Genomic DNA, 22741 nt, shown 5'->3' with positions numbered 1-22741 from the left:
GTTTGGCTTCTTAAAATGTTGCGTTAACGCCTAGTCTGAAAGTTCTTGCCTGAGGATATATGCCCCGGTCGATACCGATATCCAGGCTACCACGTGCTCCGATCTCAGGGTCGAAGCCCGTATAATCGGTTAAGGTCACGAGGTTGTCAGCTGCTATGTACAAGCGTACTTTTTGCAGGTGCAGTGTCTCCAGCATAGCAGGGGCAAAGTTGTAACCCAGTTGCAGCGTCTTCAGTCGCACGTAATCACCATCCTCGATGTACAGGTCTGAGATGCGCTTGTAGTTGCCGTTGGCGTCGTTCCAGGTAAAGCGCGGGTACTCGTTGGTGCTGCCCTCGCCTGTCCAGCGGTTTAGGTAAATAGACTGCATGTTGGAGGTGGAAAGGTCGTGGCGGCGTGTACCGTTGAAGATCTGATGGCCAAAGGCCCCATTCACAAAAGCATTGATGTCAAAGCCTTTGTAGTTCAGGTCGAGCGTGAAGCCCAGCACCGCTTTAGGCGTAGGGTTGCCGATCCTGGTGCGGTCCTGGTCGTTGATGATGCCGTCGTTGTTGAAATCCACGAAACGCACATCACCGGGCTGTGCCGCCGGTTGCAGTAAGGCTCCCTCCGAGTTTACATGGGCCGCAACCGCTTCAGGCGTTTGGAAAATACCATTGGTCTGGTAGCCCCAGAAGTAGGCGATGGGTTGGCCTACTTCGCTTCGGGACACGGTGCCGTAGGTAGAGATGGACGCTCCCTGCAGTACGCCTTCTGCGTTGTTGATGCTCAGGAATTCATTTTTGTTGATGCTTCCGTTCAGGCCAACAGCGTATCCGAAGTCGTTAATCTCGTTGCTGTAATTGATGGCAAGCTCAAAGCCCTTGTTCTCCACCTCACCACCATTCACCAGCGGCGGGTTGTTGCCCGGTGTGGCCGGTATCGGTGCGTAAAGCAAGAGGCCTTTGGTGCGCTTAATGTAATAATCTGCCGTTACTCTTAGGTTGTTGTTGAAGAGTGCCAGGTCCAGGCCGATATCCGTCTGCTCGGATGCTTCCCATTTAAGGTCTGGGTTGGCGATATACTCGGGTGCAGCGCCACTCTGGTAGCCAACGCCACCGGGGTTATAGAAACTGTAGCCTCTGCCCACACCGATTGTAGAGGCCCACGGGTAGGCCCCGCCAATCTCCTCGTTTCCGTTCTGGCCCCAGGAAGCACGCAGCTTCACGAAATTGAGCAGGTCAGACTCAGGAAAGAAGTCCTCATCCGAGATCACCCAGCCTGCCGATACGGAAGGGAAGGTGGCATAGGGGTTGTTAGACCCGAAGCGGGAGGAACCGTCGCGTCTTATACTTGCCGAAAACAGGTATTTGCCCTTATAGCCATAGGTGGCCCTCCCGTAGAAGGAAAGCAAAGCGCGCTCGTTGAAAGCACCATTCGCGATGGCTGCGCCGCGGTCAACGGCCGTGTTCAGGTAAGCCAGGTTCGGGTCGTTCGACACGAGACCAGTATTGGACGCAAACAGGCTTTCGTAGTTAAAGCGCAGCGCCGATGTTCCAGCCGTCAGGCCCAGATCATGCTCACCGAAGGTCTTGTTATACTTGAAGTAGTTCTCAGCCTGCCAGTTGTAGTAGCGGTCCACGCCCTTCGAAACAAGCGAGTTGTTGTTGGCTGTGGAGCGGTTGAGGTAGTAGAGCGGGTTGAAATTGTTGGTTGAGACAAAGGCGAGGTCCAAACCGAAAGTCGAGCGGAAAGATAATCCTTCCGTAATGTCAACCTCTCCATAAAGGTTACCCACCAGCTTGTCTACTCTTGTGCGGCCATTCAGCACGGCCAGTCGCGCCAATGGGTTCACAATTTCCTGTGCTACGGCAGAGGAGATACCGTAAGGATTCCCGTTAGCGTCTCTCACCACATTGGGGTTGTTGTAAGGAGACATGTTCAATAAATTCGGGTCAGAGACAATAATCGGCGTGAGCGGGTCCAGGTTGATGGCGTTGCTCAGCAGTCCGCCGAATTCCTGGTTTGGATCAATGGCTCTTCTGTCGATATGGGAGTAGGCCAGATTTGTGCCCACGCGCAGGTATTCTTTCACCTTGTTATCGGAGTTGATGCGGGCCGTGTAGCGCTTAAAGTTTGACTTGTCGCCACCCACAATGCCATTCTGGTCGAAAAGCGAAAAAGCTGCCGCATATGCATTCTTGTCAGTGCCGCCGTTAACTGAAATCTGGTGGTTCATTATCGGGGCATTCTTTTCGAAAAGCGCTTCCTGCCAGTCCGTGCCCTCTCCAAATTGAGTTACATCGGGGTAGGGTAAGGCGTTTCCTGCGTTTGCCGCTCCCTCATTCATCATCACGGCATACTCCCGGGCATTGAGCAGTTCCATTCTGCGCCATGGGTTCTGGAAACCCACGTAGCCGTCGTAGGAGACATGCATTTTACCGTCCCTGGAGCCGCTCCTGGTTGTGATTAGCACCACACCGTTTGCGCCGCGTGCCCCATAAATGGCGGCAGAGGCCGCATCTTTCAGCACCTCCATCGACTCGATGTCTGCCGGGTTCAGGTAGTCAATGCCTCCCACCGGAAAACCATCCACTATATAGAGCGGCGCGGCGCTGCCTGAAGTGCCGATACCGCGGATACGCACAGTGGGCGCATCGCCAGGCTGTCCGGAGATATTGGTTACCTGCACACCGGCCACGCGCCCCTGTAGCGCCTGCTCTACCCGTTGCACAGGCGTCTGTGTTATTTCCTCGGGCTTCACGGAAGAAATGGCCGTGGTCACCTCCCGCCGGAGCTGGGTGCCGTAGCCCACTACCACTACTTCCTGCAGGGCTTTGGTATCTTCGGCCAACTGCACATTAATGGTAGCCTGGTTTCCGATAGGAACCTCCTGCTTTACAAAACCGATAAAGGAAAAGCTTAGTGTTGATGCGGAGGCAGGGGCAGTTAGCGAGTAGGCACCCTGCGCGTCGGTGGTGGTGCCGATAGAAGTACCCGTTACCACCACACTTACGCCGGGCAGCGGTATACCCTCCCCGGCAGTGGTTACCCGCCCGGTGATGGTGTTCTGGGCATATGCTATTCCGGTGATGTGGAGTAGCAGGATGAGTAATAGTTTTTTCATAAGTGAGTGAGTGATTAGTTATCAAATTCCATGGGTACAAATACAGGTTTTTTCCTGCTTTAGGCAATAAAAAGACTACATCACGACTACATCAACCCTTGTTTTCCCACTACATCATGACTACATCAAAGAGGTAAAAAGGGCTCTAGCAGCCTTTAAATGCGGTGTGTTCAGGCTTGATAAAACTTTTCTAAGGATTTTTTTAATACATCATCAACAATTTTGTAGCTTTAACTAATCGATAGTTCAGTATATGAGAAAATTGTTGTCTTTGCATCGGTTCTGGCTGCTTCTGCTCTGCTTCTGCTACGCGGTAACGGGAATGGGACAGCCTGCCTTCTTCGGGAATCCATTTGTAAAGAACTACAGCACTGAGGATTTTAAGGGGGGAATCCAGAGCTGGGGCATCATACAGGATAATCGTGAGGTTGTCTATGTGGCGAATAACTTTGGCTTGCTTGAGTTTGATGGCGCTGTCTGGAATCTTTACCCCGTCAACAACGGTACTAAAGTACGCTCAGTTTATGCCAGCGCTGACAAGAAAGTATATGTGGGTAGCCAGGCTGATTTCGGTTACTTTTCGCCTAATGCCACCGGCAATCTGGAGTATACTTCCCTTAAAGACAAGATACCTCTCCGGCACCAGAACTTCGACGAAGTATGGCGCATTTATGAAATCAAAGGGAAAATCTATTTCCTGACCTTCAAGAACATCTACATCTACCAACCTGGTAAACCCATACAGGTAATAGAACCGGCAAACCCGCTGGAACTGTCTTTCCCGCTGCACGACAACCTCTATACGCTGGAGTGGAACGTAGGGCTAAGTCTGGTGGATGGCCAAAAACTTCGGTTGCTGCCAGGCGGGGAAGTGTTTGCCCAGCAGCGCATTGCCTCCATCCTGCCTTACGACCGAAACCTGATCTTGGTCTTTACGGCACAAAACGGGATTTTCCTGTACGATGGCAGCATGGTGCGGCCTTTTAGCGTGGCAGAAGGCAGTGGCCTGAACCAACTGGTCATTAATCAGGCAATTATGCTCAAAGATGGCACGTTTGCCATCGCGACACAGGACAATGGGCTGTACCTGATGAACAAAAAGGGGGAACTGCTGCTGCACCTGTCGCGCAGGGAGGGGCTTTTTGACAACACCATCCATACCCTGTACCAGGATGTGCACGAGAACCTGTGGCTTGGGCTGAACAACGGCATTTCGCTGGTGGAGCTTAGCTCACCTTTCAGCCGCGTAGATGGCACGAAGGGAATTTCCGGGGCGGGCTATACCGCGCTGTACTTCCAGGACAGGCTCTACCTGGGCACAAACAGTGGCTTGTTCGCTTCCCAGCCCCAAAGCGACAGGATGGATTTTTCGCTCGTGCCCAACAGTACCGGGCAAGTATACCAGTTGCGCAACCACAAAAACAAACTGCTCGTGGGGCACCATAACGGGCCCTATGTGGTAGCCGATCACTATGCCTCAGAAATGTTTGCGGGCCAGGGAGCTTGGGACTTCGTGAAGATACCGGGCAAGCCCGGCTATTTTATACTTGGCTCCTACAACGGAATTAGCCTTTTGCGGGAGGTAGACGGCAAGATGGAATTGATACGCAAGTATAAGGGCTTTGAGGAATCGTCGCGGGTGCTAAGTTTTGACAGGGAAGGCACGCTTTGGATTGCACACGGTTACAAAGGCATTTTCAGGATAAGGTTTGATGCGGCTTTTGAGAAAATCGCTGCCAAGCGCTTTTACAGCACGAAAGACGGCTTGCCATCAGACCAGCTCCTAAGCTTGGAGCATATCCGCAACGAGCTGGTGTTTCCGGCCCTTTACGGCGTGTACCGTTACAACCCGGCCACGGACAATTTTCAGCGGGACGAGGAAATATCAGGCTATTTTCATGAGGAGGAGCACATCATCGACCTGGAGGAGGACATACAGGGGAACATCTACTTTATCTCGGATGAGCGGGTGGGAAAGATAACCTTCGATAAGTTCGGGAAACCCCTTATTGAGGACAGGCTTTTTAACAACATCCGCTCCAGGCTTAACGATGACCTGCAGTACATCCGGGTGCTGGACCTGAACAACGTGCTGTTCGGTGCGAAAGACGGGTTTATACATTTTAACGCGGCCAAAGGAAAAGCCATGGCCGATTTCAGGACCCACCTGACCAAAGTGATCAACACCTCACAGGAGTCAGATTCGCTGCTCCTGTCAAAGCGCAGGATAGCCGAGATAGAGGGCCTGACGCTGCCGTACCAGTTTAATTCCCTGCGTTTTGTCTACTCTTCTTCCTATTACGAGAGCCCGGAGAAAACAGAATACCAGTACTACCTGGAGGGCTTCGATAAAAACTGGTCGGAATGGACGGAGAAGACAGAGAAGGAATACACCAACCTCTCGGAGGGGCGCTATGTATTTCATGTAAAGGCGCGCAACATTTACGGAACCGTGAGTGAGGCAGAGAGTTTCAGATTTGAAGTAGAGCCGCCTTTCTACCGCAACCGCTGGGCTTTTGCCGCTTACATCATGGCCGGTTTTTTTATGCTGGGCACCTTCTTTTATCAGGTTGACAAGCGGTTTAAGCGCGAGAAAAACCAGATTATACTTGCCCAGGAGCAAAAGCTGAACCAGAAGGAAACAGAGGCGCGCCTGGCAACCGAGATGAGCGAGCAGGAGATAAACCGGCTCCGCAATGAGAAGCAGCAGTCGGAGATCGACCACATGAACCGTGAACTTACCTCTTCCACCATACACCTCATCAATAAAAATGAGGTACTAAGCAGCGTGAAGCAGGAACTGCAGAGCATGCTGAAAGATGGCGAGCTAAACGGGCATAGCGATGAACTGAAAAAGATTATCCGCAATATTGAGCAGAACATTACCAGCGATGCCCACTGGAACCAGTTTGAGTTGCACTTCAACCACGTGCACGGCGACTTTACAAAGCGGCTGCAGGAACAGTACCCCGACATGACGCCCCAGGAAATAAAGCTTAGCACCTACCTGCGCCTGAACCTGACGACAAAGGAAATTGCGCAACTGCTCAGTATATCGGTCCGCGGGGTAGAAATAAGCCGTTACCGCCTGCGCAAACGACTTGGCCTGGACCGCAGCGACAACCTCACGGATTTTATACTTCGGTATTAGCAAAGAAGCTGTATCCGCTCAATGCTTATACTTACGGAAGCGGAGGCAAGTACAAGTATAAATCCTTAGCGGCAAATCAGGCTTACGCAGCACACGCATAAAAAAAGCCGGACTAGGGTATAGTCCGGCTTCTTCATGTATGATGGTAGAACCTTTAGATGGCAGTTTCTTTTACCTTTGAGCCAACAAAGCCATAGTATAGAATATACAGGTAGCAAATTAATGGCACCAGGAACGAGAGTTGCAGGCTGCCCGACAAGTCAGCCACAAGTCCTTGCAGCGGTGGCACGATGGCGCCCCCTACAATGGCCATCACCAGTAGCGAGGAGCCCTGACTGGTGTGAACGCCCAAGCCCTTAACGGCCAGCGTGAAGATAGTAGGGAACATAATGGAATTGAAAAGGCCGATGGCAATAACAGCCCACATGGCTACAGCGCCCTCGGCAAAGATGGTGAACAGCAGCAGCACTACTACAGTGCCTGCAAAATAACCGAGCGTCTTGCTTGGAATAAAGCGTCCCAGCATCAGCACGACAAAATTAAGCGCGATGAGTCCCAGTACAATCAGCGCTTCATCCATACCGTAAATGGTGTACAGCAGCACAAAAACCACGGCCGCAATGCCGGCAATAATAAGGTACTTGTAGCTCGTATTGCGCATGTTTGACAGGGCTACGGCGCCGAAGAACCGACCCACCATGGCACCACCCCAGTAAAAGGCAAGGAAGTGGCCCGCCTGAGTCTCATCCAGACCGGCGATCTCAGGTAATCTGAAGAAGTTGATCAGTGCACTGCCGATGGCCACTTCGCCACCTACATAGGCAAAAATACAGATGATGCCCAGCACGAGGTGGCGGTAGCGCAGTGCGCCTGCGTCCGGGGAGAGGTTTGCGTCACCGTCGCCATCGCCATCGCCCTGAATGTTTGGCAGCTTCGCAATCTTTATGAGCAAGGCAATAGCGAGCAGGGCAGCAGCAAGGCCCAGGTAAGGCATTTTAACTGAGTCGGCACCCGTGTCCTGCGCGTTCACAGCGCCAAATATGAGGTATCCGCCAATAATGGGGGCCACTGTAGTGCCTAGGGAGTTGAGGGCCTGTGTCAGGTTCAGTCGGCTGGCGGCGCCTTCGGCCGGGCCAAGTATGGTAACGTAGGGGTTCGCCGCGATCTGCAGGAACGTGATGCCCGAAGCCAGCACGAACAAGGCGCCCAGAAAGAAGGTATAGCTCAGCTGGTCAGCCGCCGGGTAGAACAAAGCGCAACCGATGGCCGCCACTACCAGCCCGATAATGATGCCGTTTTTATAGCCAATGCGGCGTATTGGGTCGCCTTTGGTAATGGACAGCACAAAGTACAGCAACGAAACGATAAAATAAGCCCCGAAAAAGGCCGTCTGGATGAGCATAGCCTGCCACAGTTCCAGCGTAAACACTTGCTGCAATTTGGGAATAAGGATATCATTTAAGCAGGTGATGAAGCCCCACATAAAGAAAAGCAGCGTTACCGTTACCAGCGGGCCCCTGTAGTTTTCATTTACGGAATTGGCGTGGCTGGCTTTTGCAGCATTTACATCGGTTTGTATAGATCCGGCCATAGAGTTTAACGAAAGTTTTAAATTGGTTAAGGTTCAGGTGTAGGTGTGATTTGATATTTTCGAGGCGCTTAGATAGCTCCAGGGGCAGCATAGTAACTGCAACTATGAGTTATGGCAAGCACAGCTATACTGTCCTTTTAGATGGTGGAGTTCTGAAATCTGCTACGACACGTTTTCCTGCGCAATGAGTAGCCGGTGCTTCCTGCTTTCATAGAGCAGAGAGATGCCGGTATACATACTTGTTCATCAATAAGGTGCGGTATACATGTGAAACGAATGGAGTCAAAACAAAACAAGCTACAGTTTTTTTAGCCCCAGCAATAGTGTGCCGCTGCCAGAAACTTGCAGACCGTCCACTTTTGTAGGTATGTCTCCGGCCTTTTGCTGGAAGGTGCTGGCTAATCCGCTCATGCGCTCTCTGAGAGAAAGCGCCTCTGGCTGCGGCTTTTCTTTATAGAGCCGGTGCAGTTTATCGATGGCCTTGTACGTAAGCTTGTACACTGATTTCTGGTCAATTTCCATGATATCCGCGATCTCCTCGTACTGCAGGCCAGTGTAATATTTCAGAAAAATAACTTCGCGCTGCCGCTCGGGGAGTAGTGTGAGCAGATGGGTTAATTTTTTCTGGGTGAACTCGAACGACTGGTCTTTTATAAGCGTCGCTTCATACGATGCCTCTGATCCCAGCACTGCATCGTCGGAAATAGGCTCATGCTTGCTTTTGAAAGTGGCTTTTTTGCCCAACTCACAGCGGAGGGCCTTTAAAAGATAGTTTTTTATACTTGGTGGGGTAGAGAGGTTCTCCCTGCTTTTCCAAACCTGGAAGAAAACCTGCTGCACACAGTCTTTGGCTAAATCGCGGTCGTGCGTCATCTTGCAGCCGTAGCGCAGCATCACAGGGGCATAAAGCTTGTAGAGCAGCGTAAAATCTGCCTCACTTCCTGCTTTAAACCGTCGCCATACTTCCAGATCTTCCATGCAGACTACTTCTTTACCAACTTAAAACCCATCTTCCGGTGCCCGCTTGCCTGTAGGGGAAGCGAACGGCTTCGCATAGGGCACCAGGCATAAAGGAATTGCTTTTTAGCACTAGCCAAAGTGCACCAAAGCCACCAGTAGTTTTAACGCTGTACTTAAAACTACCTCTTAAATTTGTTTCCTGTTATAAGCGGGTTGCTTTGGAACAATGTAAGTCTGTTTTCCGATGCCATAAAGAACCAGGTTCTTGTCAGGCTTTCGGCGATAAAAGCTGTTAAAACACAGATTTAGGCTTCAAACTTGCGGCACATTTTGGTGGATAAAGGTACAAAAACAAGTTTGAAATAAAATAAGTTAGTACTCACTTATTTGAATAAAATACCAACTGATGTTCTAAATAGTTGTGCTACAGTTAGTATGTATGCATACGGAAATCGGGTGCAGAAGATGTGCAGGTTCTGTTACTCGGGAAAAATCAGTCAGGAACATTTTAGCGGATGCAGCACGTAAGCAGGTAGAGAAGCGTATCGCCGATGACGAAAAGTATAGAATGGTTAGCCGAAGCAACCGGCCTCACTGCTGGTTTTTACAGGCAGGTGTTGTATTCGTTCGTGGTAGTGGGGGTGCTGTGGCTGCTAAGCAGGCTGCTGCTGTACCTGGTCACTAAACAAAACAGCGACCTGCGGAAGCAGTACGAGTGGCGCAAAATCACGAATTATGTTGCTACCGGGCTGTCGCTGCTGTTGCTTTCCTATATTTGGTTTGATGGGTTCGCGTCTATCGCCACCTTTCTGGGCCTGCTGTCCGCCGGTTTGGTGCTGGCCCTGCGCGAGCCGCTGCTGAACATGGCCGGCTGGGCGTACCTTATCTGGAAACGGCCCTTCCACGTCGGCGACCGCATTCAGGTGGGGGAGCACATTGGCGATGTGATTGATATTCGGCTTTTTCAGTTTACTCTTAACGAGGTGCGGGGTTGGGTGGAGGCAGACCAGGCTTCCGGCCGTGTGGTGAATATCCCCAACCTGAAGGTATTTACGGAGGCACAGGCCAACTATAACTATGGCTTTCCATTTATATGGCAGGAGATACCGGTGCGCATTACGTTTGAGAGCAACTGGCAAAAGGCCAAATCCATACTTCGAGACATTATGCAGCGGCATGCCGAGCAGCTCACCGAGGCGGCCCGGCAGCAGGTAAAGCGGCAGTCGCAGCGGCACCTGATCTTTTACGAGGACCTGCAGCCCCGCCTGTACACCAAAGTACAGGAAAACGGAATTGAGCTGACGATGCGCTACATGAGCAGTGTGCTGCGCCGGCGTCAGAGTACCCACCTGATCTGGGAAGACGTGTTAACCGAGTTCCTGGCCAGCCCCGACATTCAGTTTGCCTATCCGGCCACGCGCTTTTACCGCGGCGAAACAGGGCAGGAGCCGCCACCGGCGGAGCCGCTTTAGTCTTTGTAGACCTCGCCGCCCTTCATCACCAGTTGTACCTCCCGCACTTTAGAGATATCCTCCACAGGATTCCCCTGCACGGCCACTAGGTCGGCCAGCAAGCCCGGTTTGATGCGGCCTACTTTGCCTGCAATGCCAAAAGCATCGGCGTTTACTGAGGTGGCGGCTTGTAGCACCTGAAGTGGTTTCATGCCGTAGTCCACCATCAGCTCCATCTCCCGCGCGTTATCGCCATGGGGGAACACGCCCACATCGCCACCCATTCCAATCGTGACACCTGACTTCAGGGCTGCGGCAAAACTGTCTCTTTTCTCCTTGATTCGTGTTGGCTCCGGGTCCTGGCCTTTGTTCCAGCCCCGGTACTGAGAGATGGCATCGCCGGCGGCCAGCGTTGGGTACAAGGCGACGTTGTTCTTTTTCATGAGGCGGTAAATTTCTGGCGTGGCACCATCGGCATGCTCTATGGTGGCAACGCCGGCAAGTATGGCGCGCCGCATTCCCTCCGGCGTAGCGGCATGGGCTACCACGGGGCGGCCGCTGCTGCTTGCAATCTCCACTATTTTCTTAAGCTCTTCCAGGGTAAAGGTAGGAGCAGCCTCCCCGTTAAGGCCCCAGCGGTAGTCGGCGTATACTTTGATGATATCCGCGCCGTGGCCAATCTGGTCGCGTACTTCGCGGGTTACACCTTCCAGCCCATCGGCCTCTGCCGCGCCAATGGGCGTTTCGATGTCGTAGCTAAGCTCTTTGGGGCCGTAGCTGCCGGTGGCCACAAGCGCCTTGGTGGCTACAAGCATCCGCGGTCCGGGTATGGCACCCTTTTCAATTGCCTGCTTCAGACCCACATCATCAAAACCGGCTCCCTCAGAACCCAGGTCGCGCACGGTGGTGAAGCCGGCAAGTAACGTTTTGTTTGCGTGCACGGTGGCGCGGGCCACTCGCTCCGCACGGGACTCGCGCAGCACCTGGTCGTTCCAGGGCGTTTCGTTGTACGGGTGCAGCAGCAGGTGGCTGTGGCCCTCTATCAAACCTGGCAGCAGCGTCATTCCTTTCAGGTCGCGAACCCTTGTATTGCTCGGTGCCTGCAGCTGCGGCCCTACGGCTTCAATTTTGTCATTCTTCACCAGCACCTGCCAGTTCTCCTGCATCTTCTCGCCATCAAAAACGCGGTCCGGTTTCAGCAGGGTATAAGAATCCTGGGCAAGTAAAGTGGGTGTGTAGCAGGAAAGCAGAAGTATAGCGAAGGTTAGAATCCGGAGCATAGCGAAGTATAAATTGAGGGTTAAAGTATAAATATGTTGAATTGGGGCAGCACCTGCAACTCTCATTCCTAAAAAGCAAAGCACCGCCCTTGTGGTAAAGGCGGTGCATATACTTGATGCTTAGTTTTATACTTAGGAAGTTGTTACTTTCTGCGCTGTTACATAGAAGTTCTTGTCTACCTCCACCTTCGGGTTTTTCTTTGCCGTTTTCAATTCTTTCCAGGTGGTGGTTGGCTCCAGCCATTGCTCCCTGCCATCCACAGTTACCTTCACCGGCATGTCGAAATTGCTTACGGTGTTGGCCCAGCGGTACTGCAGCTCCTTACCATTAATTTTATACTGTAGTTCCGGAATGCGCACATCACGCAGGTACTGGTCGAAAACAGGGGTGAGGTTGCGGCCAATCTTCTGGCTCAGGTACTCCTCTATCTGCTGTGTGGCAACGGTCTGGTGGTAGAAATCCTTGTTCAGGCCACGCAGGATGCTGCGCCACTTTTCATCGTTGTTCACAATCTGGCGCAGGTTGTGCAGCATATTGGCCCCCTTCGGATACATGTCGCCTGAGCCCGAGTGGTTCACGTTATACTTGCCGATGATCGGTTTGTCGTTCTGAATAAGGTTGCGCAGGCCGATGATGTACTCATTTGCCGCCTTGGTGCCATAGTGATAATCTAAAAAGAGGGACTCGGAATAGTTCGTGAAGCTCTCGTGAATCCACATGTCGGCAATGTCCTTGTAGGTGATGTTGTTGGCGAACCACTCGTGCCCGGACTCATGTATGATAATGAAGTCAAACTTCTTACCCCAACCCGTGCCGCTTAGGTCACGCCCCAGGTAGCCGTTCTGGTAACCATTGCCGTAGGTTACCGAGCTTTGATGCTCCATGCCCAGGTAAGGCGCCTCCACCAGTTTGTAGCTGTCCTCATAAAAAGGGTAGGGGCCAAACCAGTGTTCAAAGGCCTGCAGCATCAGGGGTACCTGCTTAAACTGCTCTTTTGCCTTCTCCAGGTTGTTGCGCAGCACATAGTACTCCAGGTCCAGCACCCCCTTTTCGCCTTTATACTTGTCAGAGAAGTGCACATAATCGGCTATGTTCACATTCACGCCATAGTTGTTGATGGGGTTGGTGACATACCAGGTAAATGTCTTGCTGCCGTCGCCGTGCTCCTGCACCTTTTTCAGGCGTCCGTTGCTCACGTCCATCAGCCCCTTGGGAACACGCACGCTCATGCGCATGCTATCGGGCTCATCGTACATATGGTCTTTGTTCGGCCACCAGAGGCTGGCGCCGTCGCCCTGATTAGAGCTGGCAATAAACGGTCGGCCGTTCTGGTCGCGCTGCCACGTAATGCCGCCGCTCCAGGGTGGGTTTTCGCTGACCTGGGGTTTGCCGCTGTAAAATACTTTTATCTCCTTTTCCTCGCCCACTTTCTGCGGCTCCTGCAGGTTCACGTACCACACATTGCCATCATTCTCAACCTTCAGTTCTTTGCCATTCTGTGTTACCTTCTCGATGCGCATCGGCGGCTGCAAATCTACCTGCATGCGCTGCTTCGGCTCCAGCACCTTATAACGGATTACGTTGCTGCCTGAAAAGGTGCTGTCCTTGATGTTGACGGCAAGGTCGAGGTCGTAAAAAGTGAGGTCCCACCAGGCACGCTCTGGTGTTATGCTGCCCCGCAGGGTGTCCTGGCGGCTGAACTCCTGGGCCTGTGCCGCTGTGGCACCAAGGCTAAGTACGGCACCAAGAGCCAGCGATTTGATTAAGTGGCGTGTAGTCATGGGTTGTGTTTGGGTGAATCAGATACAAAACATCCTGCCCCGACGATTAATTTCTGGGCAGGATGCAGTAGCTAAGATAGCTTTTTCGGTTGATTTACCAAAGTTGTTGATGCGATTGCGGCTTCTTACACAGAACTTATACTTGGTAACACCAACGCTGATTTATACTTTCTGTTTTAACTGTAGAGGCGGAACAGATTTTGCTACACCGGATGCACCATGTCCTGGTACTCCTTGTGGCGCTTGATGTAGGCTTCCACCACCGGACAGGAGGCAATCACCTTGTAGTTGTTTGATTTAGCGAACTCCAGCCCCTCGTGCACCAGTTTATCGGCAACTCCCTGTCCGCGCTGGTCCTCCGGAACAAAAGTATGGTCAAAGTCCATTACCTCGGTTTCCGGGTACGTGTAAGTCAGTTCCGCATCGTCGCTCTCAAACGTGATGTAAAAGCGGAGATCTTCTTCGTCGTGAATTATGTTTTGGCTCATCTTGATTTCATATTTGATACCCTAGCACTTACGTGTCGGGGCGCGGGGTGTTAATTATTTTCTCGGTTTTGCCCGCTCGTACTGCGGCGGCCACGCCTGCTCGGCACCAAGTTCATGAGCGACATGCAGGGCAAAATACGGGTCGCGGAGCATCTCACGGGCCAGCAGTACGATGTCAGCCTGACCGCTGGCCAGAATTTCCTCCGCCTGCTGTGTATCTGTGATCATGCCTACGGCTCCGGTTAAAACATCTGCCTCTTTCTTTACCTGCTCAGCAAAGGGCACCTGGTATCCCGGCCCCACCGGAATGGAAGCACGGGGCACATTGCCGCCCGTAGAGCAGTCAACCAAATCCACACCCAGCTTTTTTAACTCTTTGGCCAGGGCCACGGAGTCGTCGCCCGTCCAGCCGCCTTCTGTCCAGTCGGTGGCGGAAATACGCACGATGATCGGTAGCTCCTCCGGCCATACCTTACGCAGGCGCTCGGTTACTTCCAGCGTGAGCCGGATGCGGTTCTCAAAGGAGCCGCCATACTTGTCTGTGCGCTGGTTGCTGAGCGGCGAATAAAACTCGTGCAGCAGGTATCCGTGCGCGGCGTGTATTTCAATCACCTTAAAGCCAGCTTCCAAGGCACGCTTCGCTGAGGCTTCAAAGGCAGCGATCACCTGCTGAATGCCTTCTTCGGAAAGCGCAGTAGGGGTAGGTTCGCCCTCATCAAACGGTACGGCACTGGGAGCCACTGTTTGCCAGCCGTTTTCCTCCTGCGGCGAAATAGCGCCGCCGCCGTCCCAGGGCCTGTGGTGGCTGGCCTTCCGGCCGGCATGCGCCAACTGCACGCCCGGCACGGCTCCCTGCTCGGTTATGAATTTCGTGATGCGTTGCAGCCCCTCAATGTGTGCATCATTCCAAAGCCCCAGGTCGTGGGGCGTGATGCGGCCCTCGGGCACAACGGCCGTGGCCTCAGCAATGATCAATCCGGCACCGCCCACCGCACGGCTGCCCAGGTGCACCAAGTGCCAGTCGGTGGCAAAACCATCCTGGCTGCTGTACATGCACATCGGAGATACGGCAATGCGGTTCCGGAGCGTGATGCCGCGGAGCGTTAACGGGGAAAATAGTAGTGACATTTCTGATTCTGTTTTTTATTAATGGTATAGCAACAGCTGCAGCCTGCCTTTGTTGTGGCTGCAAAGCAAGTATACGTATACGTATGGCAGCATCAGCGTTCTACTTCTTTCAAGATGCGGTTCAGGTCGGTGAGAATGCTGCCCACATCGCGGAGTGTGCGGTTGGAGTTGATGTTGCGGAGGGTGTCGAGGCAGCGGTTCTGCAGTAGTTGCGCCTCTCTGATGGCTGCCAGCAGTTCCTGGCGCTCCGCTTCGGTGGGCGTTACCATGGCATGGCTGAAAAGGTTGATGCAGTTGGCAGTTGCCGCCACGGCTTCCTGCAGCGCCTGCGTGTCCTGCAGTTCATGCTGAAAAATACGCGCAGAGTTGAGATCAGCTATACCCCGGCGGATGCCCCGGATTTGGGTGGTGATGTGCTCCAGCCGCTTCACCACGATGGTCAGGCGGCTGAGGTACGTGCGCTTTTGCGTTAGAAAGGGGTTATACTTGAGGCTCTGCTCGGCAAGCTGCAGGGCCGTTATACTTGCCTCGTGTGCCGCAATGAGTGCATCTGTTTCCTGCCTGCCCACCAGTTGCCCTTTCTCTGTCTGGTGGAGCTGTTGCGAGAGAAAGCTTAAGGTAGCCGTAGCCTTTTCGCCCATCGTAAGGATACTTTTCTCTACTTCCGGAATCGCGTTCTGCGGCACAATCAGCGCGTTGATCAGCACTGCCACCACTGAGCCCATCAGGGTTTCCACCACCCGCTCCAGCGCATAGCCTTCTTCCTTCATCCCGAAAGCCAGCACCAGAAAAGAGCTCACCGCCACCTGCGACACGATCTGCGGATTCATGCGGAGCGCCTTGGAAATAGCCATGCCCACCAGTATCACCAGGAAAATAGAGAAACTGCTGATGCTGAGCCAGTGCCCGATAAGCAAACTGACCGCCACGCCGCCCACAATGCCGATTATGCGCTGGGTGGCTTTCTCGACAGAGTCAGCTACTGTTACCTGCACGGTAAGTATGGCGGCAAGCGGCGCGAAGTATGGAAAGCCGGAATCCAGCACGGCTGTGGCCAGCATCCAGGACACCGCTGCGGCCAGCGCCGTCTTCACGATCTGGAGGGTTAAGCCCACGCGGGCGAACATGTCTGCGAATCCCGGCATTTATACTTGTCGCTTCCTGTATTCTTTTACGCCGCTAACGGGCGGCAGGCAAAGGTATAACTTACGGTAAAAGCACACCAGTAAGTTTTTGTGAAGCGGGAGGAAACAAGTATAAACAGCCCTCTACTGGCCAGCTGTCAACTGGTGTATGGTTTTCTCGCAAATGGGCTTGTGCAGAAACCCGGTCAGAAGGCTATAGTTCTTTGCGCGCTCCATCTCATAGGCATCAACCGACGAAGAAAGGATATAGATTTTGCAGTTGCCTTGTAGCAGGTGGCTGTAAGGTTGCAGCGTTTCCAGGAAATCCCAGCCGCTCATAAAGGGCATGTTCAAGTCCAGAAACACGATATCTGGCAAGCAGCTTCGGTTCTCTTCCGTAAGCAAGGGCAGCAGCAGCTCCAAGGCATCGGTCGGGTTCAGAAACGTGTCGTAGCGGAGGGCAAAGTTTTCAGTTGCCAAAGTCATCTCGGTCAGAAAAACGCTTACCTCGTCATCGTCAATTATAAAAACCTTCTTGTACATGGTGGGCGCTAAACTAATCTAAGGGTACTTGTGCGTTGGATATAAGTGGCAAGCGCTGGCAGGAAAAGATTCTTCTTTCCTCTGGTGGCTGTTGCGGGGTTAGTCAGGGTAGTTGAACCGGGAGAGGAACCTCGTTACAGGTAAGTTTTGATCTCATAGCAGCATCCTTCATTTCCCCTTTCTTCACCTTTACCTGAACGGGCACAAAGGTACCGGATTCCTGTTGAACTTGTATACGTTTTAAAACTTGTTTCCTGCGTTTGCAGACGCTGAAATGTGTTTTGTTGTAAAAGTGCAATCTGGTGTGGAAGTAAAATGAAATTGGGCTACCTAAGTATAGTAGGGATAGAAGGAAGGGGTGCCGTTTTGCCTCGAAGTGGATTTGAGTATATTATAGTATATGGATATTCTGCTTGAGCGAAAATTAATAAATTAGTGGTATCCTCCAAGTAGTGCTACCTTACGTGCTGCATCATAAAAAAATGCTAACCAGTATAAGTGCCTTGTGGCTGCGCAGAAGGGGCATTCAGTTTGGTTAAAAACTGGTGCGGGGCAGTGTTTAGCTGTATGATTTAGCGCCCAGGTAAATGCTAAAGGTGGTGCCTTGGTCTGGCATGCTGTCTACTTTTATCTTGCCTCCCAATGCCTCTACCTGTGTTTTTACAAGGAACAAGCCGGTTCCCTTGCCGTGAATGAAGGGGTGGAAGCGCTTGTAGAGCTGAAATAGCTGGTGCTTTACCAATTGCATGTCCAACCCCAGCCCGTTGTCGCAAACGGTCAGTACATAGCCCCGCATATCAGGCTCTACCTTGATTAGTACCTCCAGTGGCCGCTCTTCAGACCTGTATTTCAAGGCATTGGAGATGAGGTTGTGCAGAATGCTGAACAAGTATGCCTTAATGGAGAAAAGGCTGTGCCCCGGATTGATGTCGATTGTGAAGGTGGCGCGGCATTGGGTTATCTCGGTCTCAAAGCTCTCCAGCACCTCGCGGCACACCTGGTTTAGGTTTACTAACTCACGCGGGGTTACACGGCCCGAGTCCCGGATGGAAAGCAGGTTGTTAATGTCCTTAATCACCGAGTCCAGCTGTAAAACAGAAGTATGGAGCTTGTCCAGGGCATGATCGAAAGCCGGTTCGGCCTTTGGGAGCTTGTTTACGAGCCGTGCCAGCCCCAGTGCATTTGCCACGGGCGCACGGAGGTTGTGCGAAATAATGTAGGTGAATTGCTGCAGGTCCCGGTTCTGCTTGAAAAGGTCATCGGCAAGCTTGAGCTGTTTCACCTCTGCCTCCTTTTTCTCGGAGATATCCGTCTTAATGGCGACAAAGTTTACCAGTTGCCCCGCCTCGTTGAAGATAGGGGTCATGTCAATATACAACCAGATGCGCTCGCCACTCTTCTTGTAGCAGAGCAACTCCTCCGAAAACGGCTGCAGGGCTTTGTACTTCTGCCGGATGCGCTCCAATACAGCAGGGTCTGTGTCGGGGCCGCGCAGCAGCTCTCCGGGAACCAGGCCAATTGCCTCCTGCCGATCGTAGCCGGTCAGGCGGCAAAAGCCGTCGTTTACCCAGTCTATCCTGCGGTCAGGACCCATAATGATTACACCGTTGATGGTCTTACTGGCAACCAACGACAGTTTCTCCAACTCCAGTTGTGTCTTGTATGATTCAGTGACGTCCACAAAATGCACCGCAATGCCATCTACGGTCGGGTACAGCGTGAAGTGCAGGGTGCAGGGCTGGAGGTATGTTTTGGTGTAGGTTTCTTCGAACCGGATGGTGTTGCGTTTTTCCGATACCTCGTTGCAGGCTCTGAACAGCTTGGTGTTCACAAGCGCGGGGAATAGCTCCCAAATCGGCTTTCCGGCCAGTTCCTCACGCGTTTTGTGCATGAAAGAGGCAAAGGCGGCGCTCACAAAGGTAAAGCACCAGGAGCTGTTCAATACATAAAACGGCTCTGAAATACTCTCCAGAATGTTGTTTAGTTGCTGCGCCTGCTCTTTGATCAGCAGCTGTGTGTGGGTGGCCTGCGTCACGTCCCGTGCTATGCCCTGGATGCCCTTCATCACGCCCCCGAAGTATACCGGCATCACCGATACGCTGATATGCTTTTCCTGCCGTTGCTTAGTGATGATGCGGATCTCCATGGTGTGTGCCTCGCCCTGCATGACGCGTTTGTAAGCTTCATTTGCAGCCGGGATGCTGTCAGGGTGCACAATCTCCCCAAACTGGGAATCCACCAGATCGGTGACGTTGTAGCCGGTGAGCTTCTGTATATGTTGGTTCACCCGCTGAAAACGACCTTCGTTGCTCAGGGTGAATACGGTATCAGGGTGCTCAAAGAACAGGGACTTGTAGTAGGCCTGGTGGTAATCGCGTTCCTTCGAAAGTAGGAAAGCCTCTGTCACATCGCGCGAGTTAACCAGAATTCCCTGCACATGCGGGTCAGCCAGCATGTTTGTGGCTGCCGACTGTATCCAACGCCATTCCCCGCTCTTGATGCGGTACCGAAACGGCGGCACCTGTGGCGACTCCCCGGCCAGCACCGCCGCAATGCAGGCAAGAATCGTCGGCTGGTCGTTCGGGTGGATAAAGGACAAACTGCTTTTTCCCACCATATCAGAAGGCTTGTAGCCGTAGATCGTCTCCGCCGACTCGCTTACGAACACATAGTTTCCATGCCTGTCTATAACTGAAAAAAGGTCCTTGTTCTTGCTTACGATAGAACGGTAGAACTCCAGCGACTGAGTAGGGGTGGTGGGGGTATGTACAGAGGGTTGCAAGTTTTTTTAATCCGTTTTTTGCTGGAGTTGGGAAGCGTAAGGCAAACGCATGAATGCCGCGGCTAAATAATTTTCAGTTTGAAGGGATAATTCTGGTAGGGCGCTGCTACTTAGAATAACCCCCGCTGCTGATTGCCAAAGTATAAAGCCGGGTTGTAAATATATTAATATACAAATATAATTCATCACAAATGATGAAATATATTTTGATCAGGAACTGCAGCACGTGCGGACATAAGGGCTCCACCAACAACCGGAACCAACGAGACATGTCCCTTTACGGTGTGGCTGTACTGCCTGATACCGCGCGAAAGGGGCAGTAAATATTAACGACACTTGAAGAACATAATTCGAAAAAGCATAACCTGTATCAGCCTATGAATCTTTTTACTCAACTGCGTACCTTTCTTTTTCTTTCTCTGCTCCTGCTGGCCAAGCTTTCGGTAGCGCAGGTAGTAACCACCACACCGGTCTTCCCCACGGCAGACCGGGAGGTGACGCTGGTCTTCGACATCTCCAAGGCAAAGGACACCAGGTCCCAGGGATTGCTTACTGCCCCGAACGAAGTATACCTGTGGTCCGGAGCCGGCACCTCCGAGACAGGCGACGCTTTTCAGTACCAGCCTAGCGGCCAGACTAATTTTGCGGCTCCCTTTGCGCCCGGACGCATGACGTACCTCGGCGGCAGCAAATGGAGCATTACGCTCGTGCCCCGCACATACTTTGGCGTGCCCGCAGGCACCCCCATCCGCAAACTGGGCCTGCTGCTTAAAAACGCCAATGGAACGGCCCAGACAGAAGACTTTTTTGTCAGCGTATACCCTGATCAACTCACGGCAAGCTTTCAGCAACCAACTCAGTCTTTCCTGTTCAAAGAAGCAAACAGCAGCATCCAGGTAACAGGAGCATCCTCGGCACCTGCTACGCTGCGCCTGCTCAGAAACAGTACAGAACTGCAGCGTGCCGCCAATGCGCAAAGCCTAAGTTATACTTTACCTGTGGGCGCCGAGGCAGGAAAGCGCCAGCAGGTGGTATTGGAAGCAAGAACGGCCACTGAGGTAGCCACCGACACCTTCTACTACATGGTGGAGCCTCAGCCGCGTGTGGCGGCGCTGCCTGCGGGCCTGAAGGATGGTATCAACTACATTGATGCCGATGAGGTGACGCTGGTGCTGTACGCGCCGCACAAGGAGAATGTGTACGTGATCGGTGAGTTCAACAATTGGCTGCCTGCGGAAGAGTACCTCATGAACCGCACGCCGGACGGGGAGCGGTATTGGCTGCGCCTGACGGGTTTACCGGCTGGCCGGGAGGTGGCGTACCAGTACCTGGTGGATGGCGCGATCGCTGTCGCAGACCCCTACACCGAAAAGATACTGGACCCAGCAAATGATAAATTCCTTACAGCTGCCAACTATCCCAACCTGAAACCCTACCCAAGCGAGGCCAACGGCATTGTGTCGCTGTTGCAGACGCAGCAGCAGGCATACGATTGGAAAATCAAAAACTTCGAGCGACCTGCCGTTGATCACCTGGTTATCTACGAGCTGCTGGTGCGCGATTTTGTGGCTACCCGTAATTACAAAACCCTCACCGATACGCTTAGCTACCTGAAGAACCTAGGCATTAACGCTATCGAACTGATGCCCATTATGGAGTTTACAGGCAATGAATCGTGGGGCTACAACCCGACTTTCTTTTTTGCGCCGGACAAAGCCTATGGTACCGAAGAGGAGCTGAAGGCCTTTATCGATGCGGCCCACAAGGCAGGCATCGCCGTGATTCTTGACATTGTGCTGAACCAGGCTGACTATGAAAACCCCTACGTGAAGCTGTACTGGGACGGCGATAAGCCGAGTGCCAACAGCCCTTACTTCAACCAGACGGCAACCCATCCCTTCAGTGTTTTCTTTGACTTTAACCACGAGAAAGCCGCCACGAAACAACTGGTGCAGCGTGTGACGGAGTATTGGCTGGAGGAGTACAATGTGGACGGCTTCCGCTTTGACTTGTCCAAAGGTTTTACCCAGACCAACTCCGGTGGTAATGTGGATGCCTGGGGAAGGTATGATGCCGGCCGCGTGGCTACCTGGAAACGCATCTACAACGAAATTCGGGCGGTGGACGAGACGGCCTACGTCATCCTGGAGCACTTCGCCGACAATGCGGAAGAGAAGGAGCTGGCAAGCTACGGCATGCTATTCTGGGCAAATGCCAACCATGATTTCCGGCAGTTGGCCAAAGGACAGAATGCGAACCCCAACTGGATTTCTTACCGCCAGCGTGGCTGGGCGCAACCGCACCTGATCAACTACATCGAAAGCCACGATGAAGAGCGCATCCTGTTCGATGTGAAGCAGAATGGCTTATCTGCAAACGGCTACAACACCCGTACCCTTACCACGGCGCTCAACCGAGCCAAACTCGCAGCCGCCTTCGGTTTAAGCGTGCCGGGCCCAAAAATGATCTGGCAATTTGGGGAGCTGGGCTATGATGTCTCTATTGATGAAAACGGACGCACCGGAAATAAGCCGCTGCGCTGGGAGTACCAGAACGACCCGGAGCGCGCCAAGCTTTTCCAAGTGTACTCAGAGTTGATTCACCTGAAAACAACACTGCCAGTGTTTGCCACCGACGACTACAACCTGGATTTCAGTGAACTTGTAAAGCGCCTGACTTTGGTAACCCCGGACATGAAGGTTTTCCTGATCGGTAACTTTGATGTAAAGAAGCAAAGCCCGGCAACCAAATTTCCCATAGCCGGCACTTGGTACGACTATTTCAGCGGAGAGGAAGTGCAGGTAAGCAACCCAAACGAAACCATCGTGCTGCAGCCGGGCGAGTTCAGGCTCTTCTCCACCCAACCGCTGGAGGCATCGGTGCCCAACCTGCTCCCCTGGTCGCGCACGGTGCTGTCGGTAGAGGATGACTTTGCCGCAGGACAGGGACTCGTCCTGTACCCGAACCCTGCACCTGAAAGTGTCACCATAAGTATGGACAATGCCTACCGTGGCCCTATTCAGGTGCAGGTACTGGATGTGACCGGCCGCCGTGTGCACAGCCGCAACTTTATCAAAACAAGTGAGGTGCTGCAGCAGCCGCTGGAGTTAGGCACTATCCCGAACGGATTGTATTACCTGGAGGTAACGGCAGGAGAGAAGCGCGTGGTTGACAAGCTGGTGAAACTGGGAAACTAAGGGTTCTATAGTTCTGTACCTGGCTTGCCTGCACGGTTCAGCTGCCGCAGGATCTGGAAAATGTACGTGAAAAAAAAAGGAAGCGGGGAGGGATAAACCAGGAATGTTGCGGCTATCAATAACGAGTAAGCACAAAAGGGCTGCAACAAAAGCCTCAA

13 protein-coding genes are annotated in these 22741 nt (G+C 52.7%); 3 read left to right on the top strand and 10 right to left on the bottom strand.

What is annotated here, in order from left to right; genetic code table 11:
* Positions 1-10 precede the first annotated feature (10 nt).
* Positions 11-3106, bottom strand: coding sequence for a SusC/RagA family TonB-linked outer membrane protein (locus A0W33_RS01715; RefSeq protein ID WP_068836563.1), 3096 nt, complete (start codon positions 3104-3106; stop codon positions 11-13).
* 253 nt (positions 3107-3359) lie between these two features.
* Between A0W33_RS01715 and A0W33_RS01710 the strand changes: the two genes are divergently transcribed.
* Entirely contained in the window at positions 3360-6257 is a 2898-nt protein-coding gene (locus tag A0W33_RS01710; protein WP_082815097.1) for a triple tyrosine motif-containing protein, read from the top strand.
* Between the two features lie 154 nt (positions 6258-6411).
* Here A0W33_RS01710 and A0W33_RS01705 read toward each other — a convergent pair whose 3' ends face one another.
* Together A0W33_RS01705 and A0W33_RS01700 are read right to left on the bottom strand one after the other, a co-directional pair.
* The gene (locus tag A0W33_RS01705) at positions 6412-7848 is read right to left on the bottom strand and encodes a sugar MFS transporter (protein WP_068836562.1); all 1437 of its coding nucleotides are present in this window, start codon (positions 7846-7848) and stop codon (positions 6412-6414) included.
* 297 nt (positions 7849-8145) lie between these two features.
* Positions 8146-8826, bottom strand: coding sequence for an RNA polymerase sigma factor (locus A0W33_RS01700; RefSeq protein ID WP_068836561.1), 681 nt, complete (start codon positions 8824-8826; stop codon positions 8146-8148).
* 533 nt (positions 8827-9359) lie between these two features.
* Here A0W33_RS01700 and A0W33_RS01695 point away from each other — a divergent pair.
* Positions 9360-10280 (top strand): mechanosensitive ion channel family protein, encoded by a 921-nt coding sequence (locus A0W33_RS01695; RefSeq protein ID WP_068836560.1) that lies wholly within the window; start codon positions 9360-9362, stop codon positions 10278-10280.
* Here the strand turns inward: A0W33_RS01695 and A0W33_RS01690 are convergent.
* From A0W33_RS01690 to A0W33_RS01655, 7 genes are all read right to left on the bottom strand, one after another.
* Positions 10277-11539, bottom strand: a complete 1263-nt coding sequence (locus tag A0W33_RS01690) for a metal-dependent hydrolase family protein (RefSeq protein WP_068836559.1) — start codon at positions 11537-11539, stop codon at positions 10277-10279. The two genes, A0W33_RS01695 and A0W33_RS01690, sit on opposite strands and share 4 nt — an antisense overlap.
* Positions 11540-11671: 132 nt before the next feature.
* Positions 11672-13321, bottom strand: a complete 1650-nt coding sequence (locus A0W33_RS01685; protein ID WP_068836558.1) for a M1 family metallopeptidase — start codon at positions 13319-13321, stop codon at positions 11672-11674.
* Positions 13322-13524: 203 nt separating this feature from the next.
* Positions 13525-13809 carry a GNAT family N-acetyltransferase gene (locus A0W33_RS01680; RefSeq protein ID WP_068836557.1) on the bottom strand — a complete coding sequence of 95 codons (285 nt, stop codon included), beginning with the start codon at positions 13807-13809 and terminating at the stop codon, positions 13525-13527.
* 54 nt (positions 13810-13863) lie between these two features.
* Positions 13864-14937: an NADPH dehydrogenase NamA gene (namA, locus tag A0W33_RS01675; protein WP_071890013.1), complete on the bottom strand. Its 1074-nt coding sequence runs from the start codon at positions 14935-14937 to the stop codon at positions 13864-13866.
* Between the two features lie 92 nt (positions 14938-15029).
* The gene (locus A0W33_RS01670; protein WP_068836556.1) at positions 15030-16082 is read right to left on the bottom strand and encodes an FUSC family protein; all 1053 of its coding nucleotides are present in this window, start codon (positions 16080-16082) and stop codon (positions 15030-15032) included.
* Between the two features lie 123 nt (positions 16083-16205).
* Positions 16206-16604 carry a response regulator gene (locus A0W33_RS01665; RefSeq protein WP_068836555.1) on the bottom strand — a complete coding sequence of 133 codons (399 nt, stop codon included), beginning with the start codon at positions 16602-16604 and terminating at the stop codon, positions 16206-16208.
* Positions 16605-17163: 559 nt separating this feature from the next.
* The gene (locus A0W33_RS01655) at positions 17164-19386 is read right to left on the bottom strand and encodes a PAS domain-containing sensor histidine kinase (protein ID WP_068836553.1); all 2223 of its coding nucleotides are present in this window, start codon (positions 19384-19386) and stop codon (positions 17164-17166) included.
* Between the two features lie 377 nt (positions 19387-19763).
* Between A0W33_RS01655 and A0W33_RS01650 the strand changes: the two genes are divergently transcribed.
* Positions 19764-22583: an alpha-amylase family glycosyl hydrolase gene (locus A0W33_RS01650; RefSeq protein WP_068836552.1), complete on the top strand. Its 2820-nt coding sequence runs from the start codon at positions 19764-19766 to the stop codon at positions 22581-22583.
* The last annotated feature ends 158 nt before the right edge of the window (positions 22584-22741 follow it).

Source organism: Pontibacter akesuensis (genome assembly GCF_001611675.1).
In the GTDB taxonomy this organism is placed as follows: domain Bacteria; phylum Bacteroidota; class Bacteroidia; order Cytophagales; family Hymenobacteraceae; genus Pontibacter; species Pontibacter akesuensis.
The sequence above is the reverse complement of the archived record's forward strand: the minus strand, read 5'-3'. Positions and strand labels throughout refer to the sequence as shown.

Excerpts from the sequence above, each read along its gene's own strand:
- A0W33_RS01665 (WP_068836555.1), bottom strand. The coding sequence starts at position 16,604 with ATGTACAAGAAGGTTTTTATAATTGACGATGACGAGGTAAGCGTTTTT.
- A0W33_RS01685 (WP_068836558.1), bottom strand. The coding sequence starts at position 13,321 with ATGACTACACGCCACTTAATCAAATCGCTGGCTCTTGGTGCCGTACTT.
- A0W33_RS01715 (WP_068836563.1), bottom strand. The coding sequence starts at position 3,106 with ATGAAAAAACTATTACTCATCCTGCTACTCCACATCACCGGAATAGCA.
- namA (WP_071890013.1), bottom strand. The coding sequence starts at position 14,937 with ATGTCACTACTATTTTCCCCGTTAACGCTCCGCGGCATCACGCTCCGG.
- A0W33_RS01710 (WP_082815097.1), top strand. The coding sequence starts at position 3,360 with ATGAGAAAATTGTTGTCTTTGCATCGGTTCTGGCTGCTTCTGCTCTGC.
- A0W33_RS01690 (WP_068836559.1), bottom strand. The coding sequence starts at position 11,539 with ATGCTCCGGATTCTAACCTTCGCTATACTTCTGCTTTCCTGCTACACA.
- A0W33_RS01680 (WP_068836557.1), bottom strand. The coding sequence starts at position 13,809 with ATGAGCCAAAACATAATTCACGACGAAGAAGATCTCCGCTTTTACATC.
- A0W33_RS01700 (WP_068836561.1), bottom strand. The coding sequence starts at position 8,826 with ATGGAAGATCTGGAAGTATGGCGACGGTTTAAAGCAGGAAGTGAGGCA.
- A0W33_RS01695 (WP_068836560.1), top strand. The coding sequence starts at position 9,360 with ATGACGAAAAGTATAGAATGGTTAGCCGAAGCAACCGGCCTCACTGCT.
- A0W33_RS01670 (WP_068836556.1), bottom strand. The coding sequence starts at position 16,082 with ATGCCGGGATTCGCAGACATGTTCGCCCGCGTGGGCTTAACCCTCCAG.
- A0W33_RS01650 (WP_068836552.1), top strand. The coding sequence starts at position 19,764 with ATGAATCTTTTTACTCAACTGCGTACCTTTCTTTTTCTTTCTCTGCTC.
- A0W33_RS01705 (WP_068836562.1), bottom strand. The coding sequence starts at position 7,848 with ATGGCCGGATCTATACAAACCGATGTAAATGCTGCAAAAGCCAGCCAC.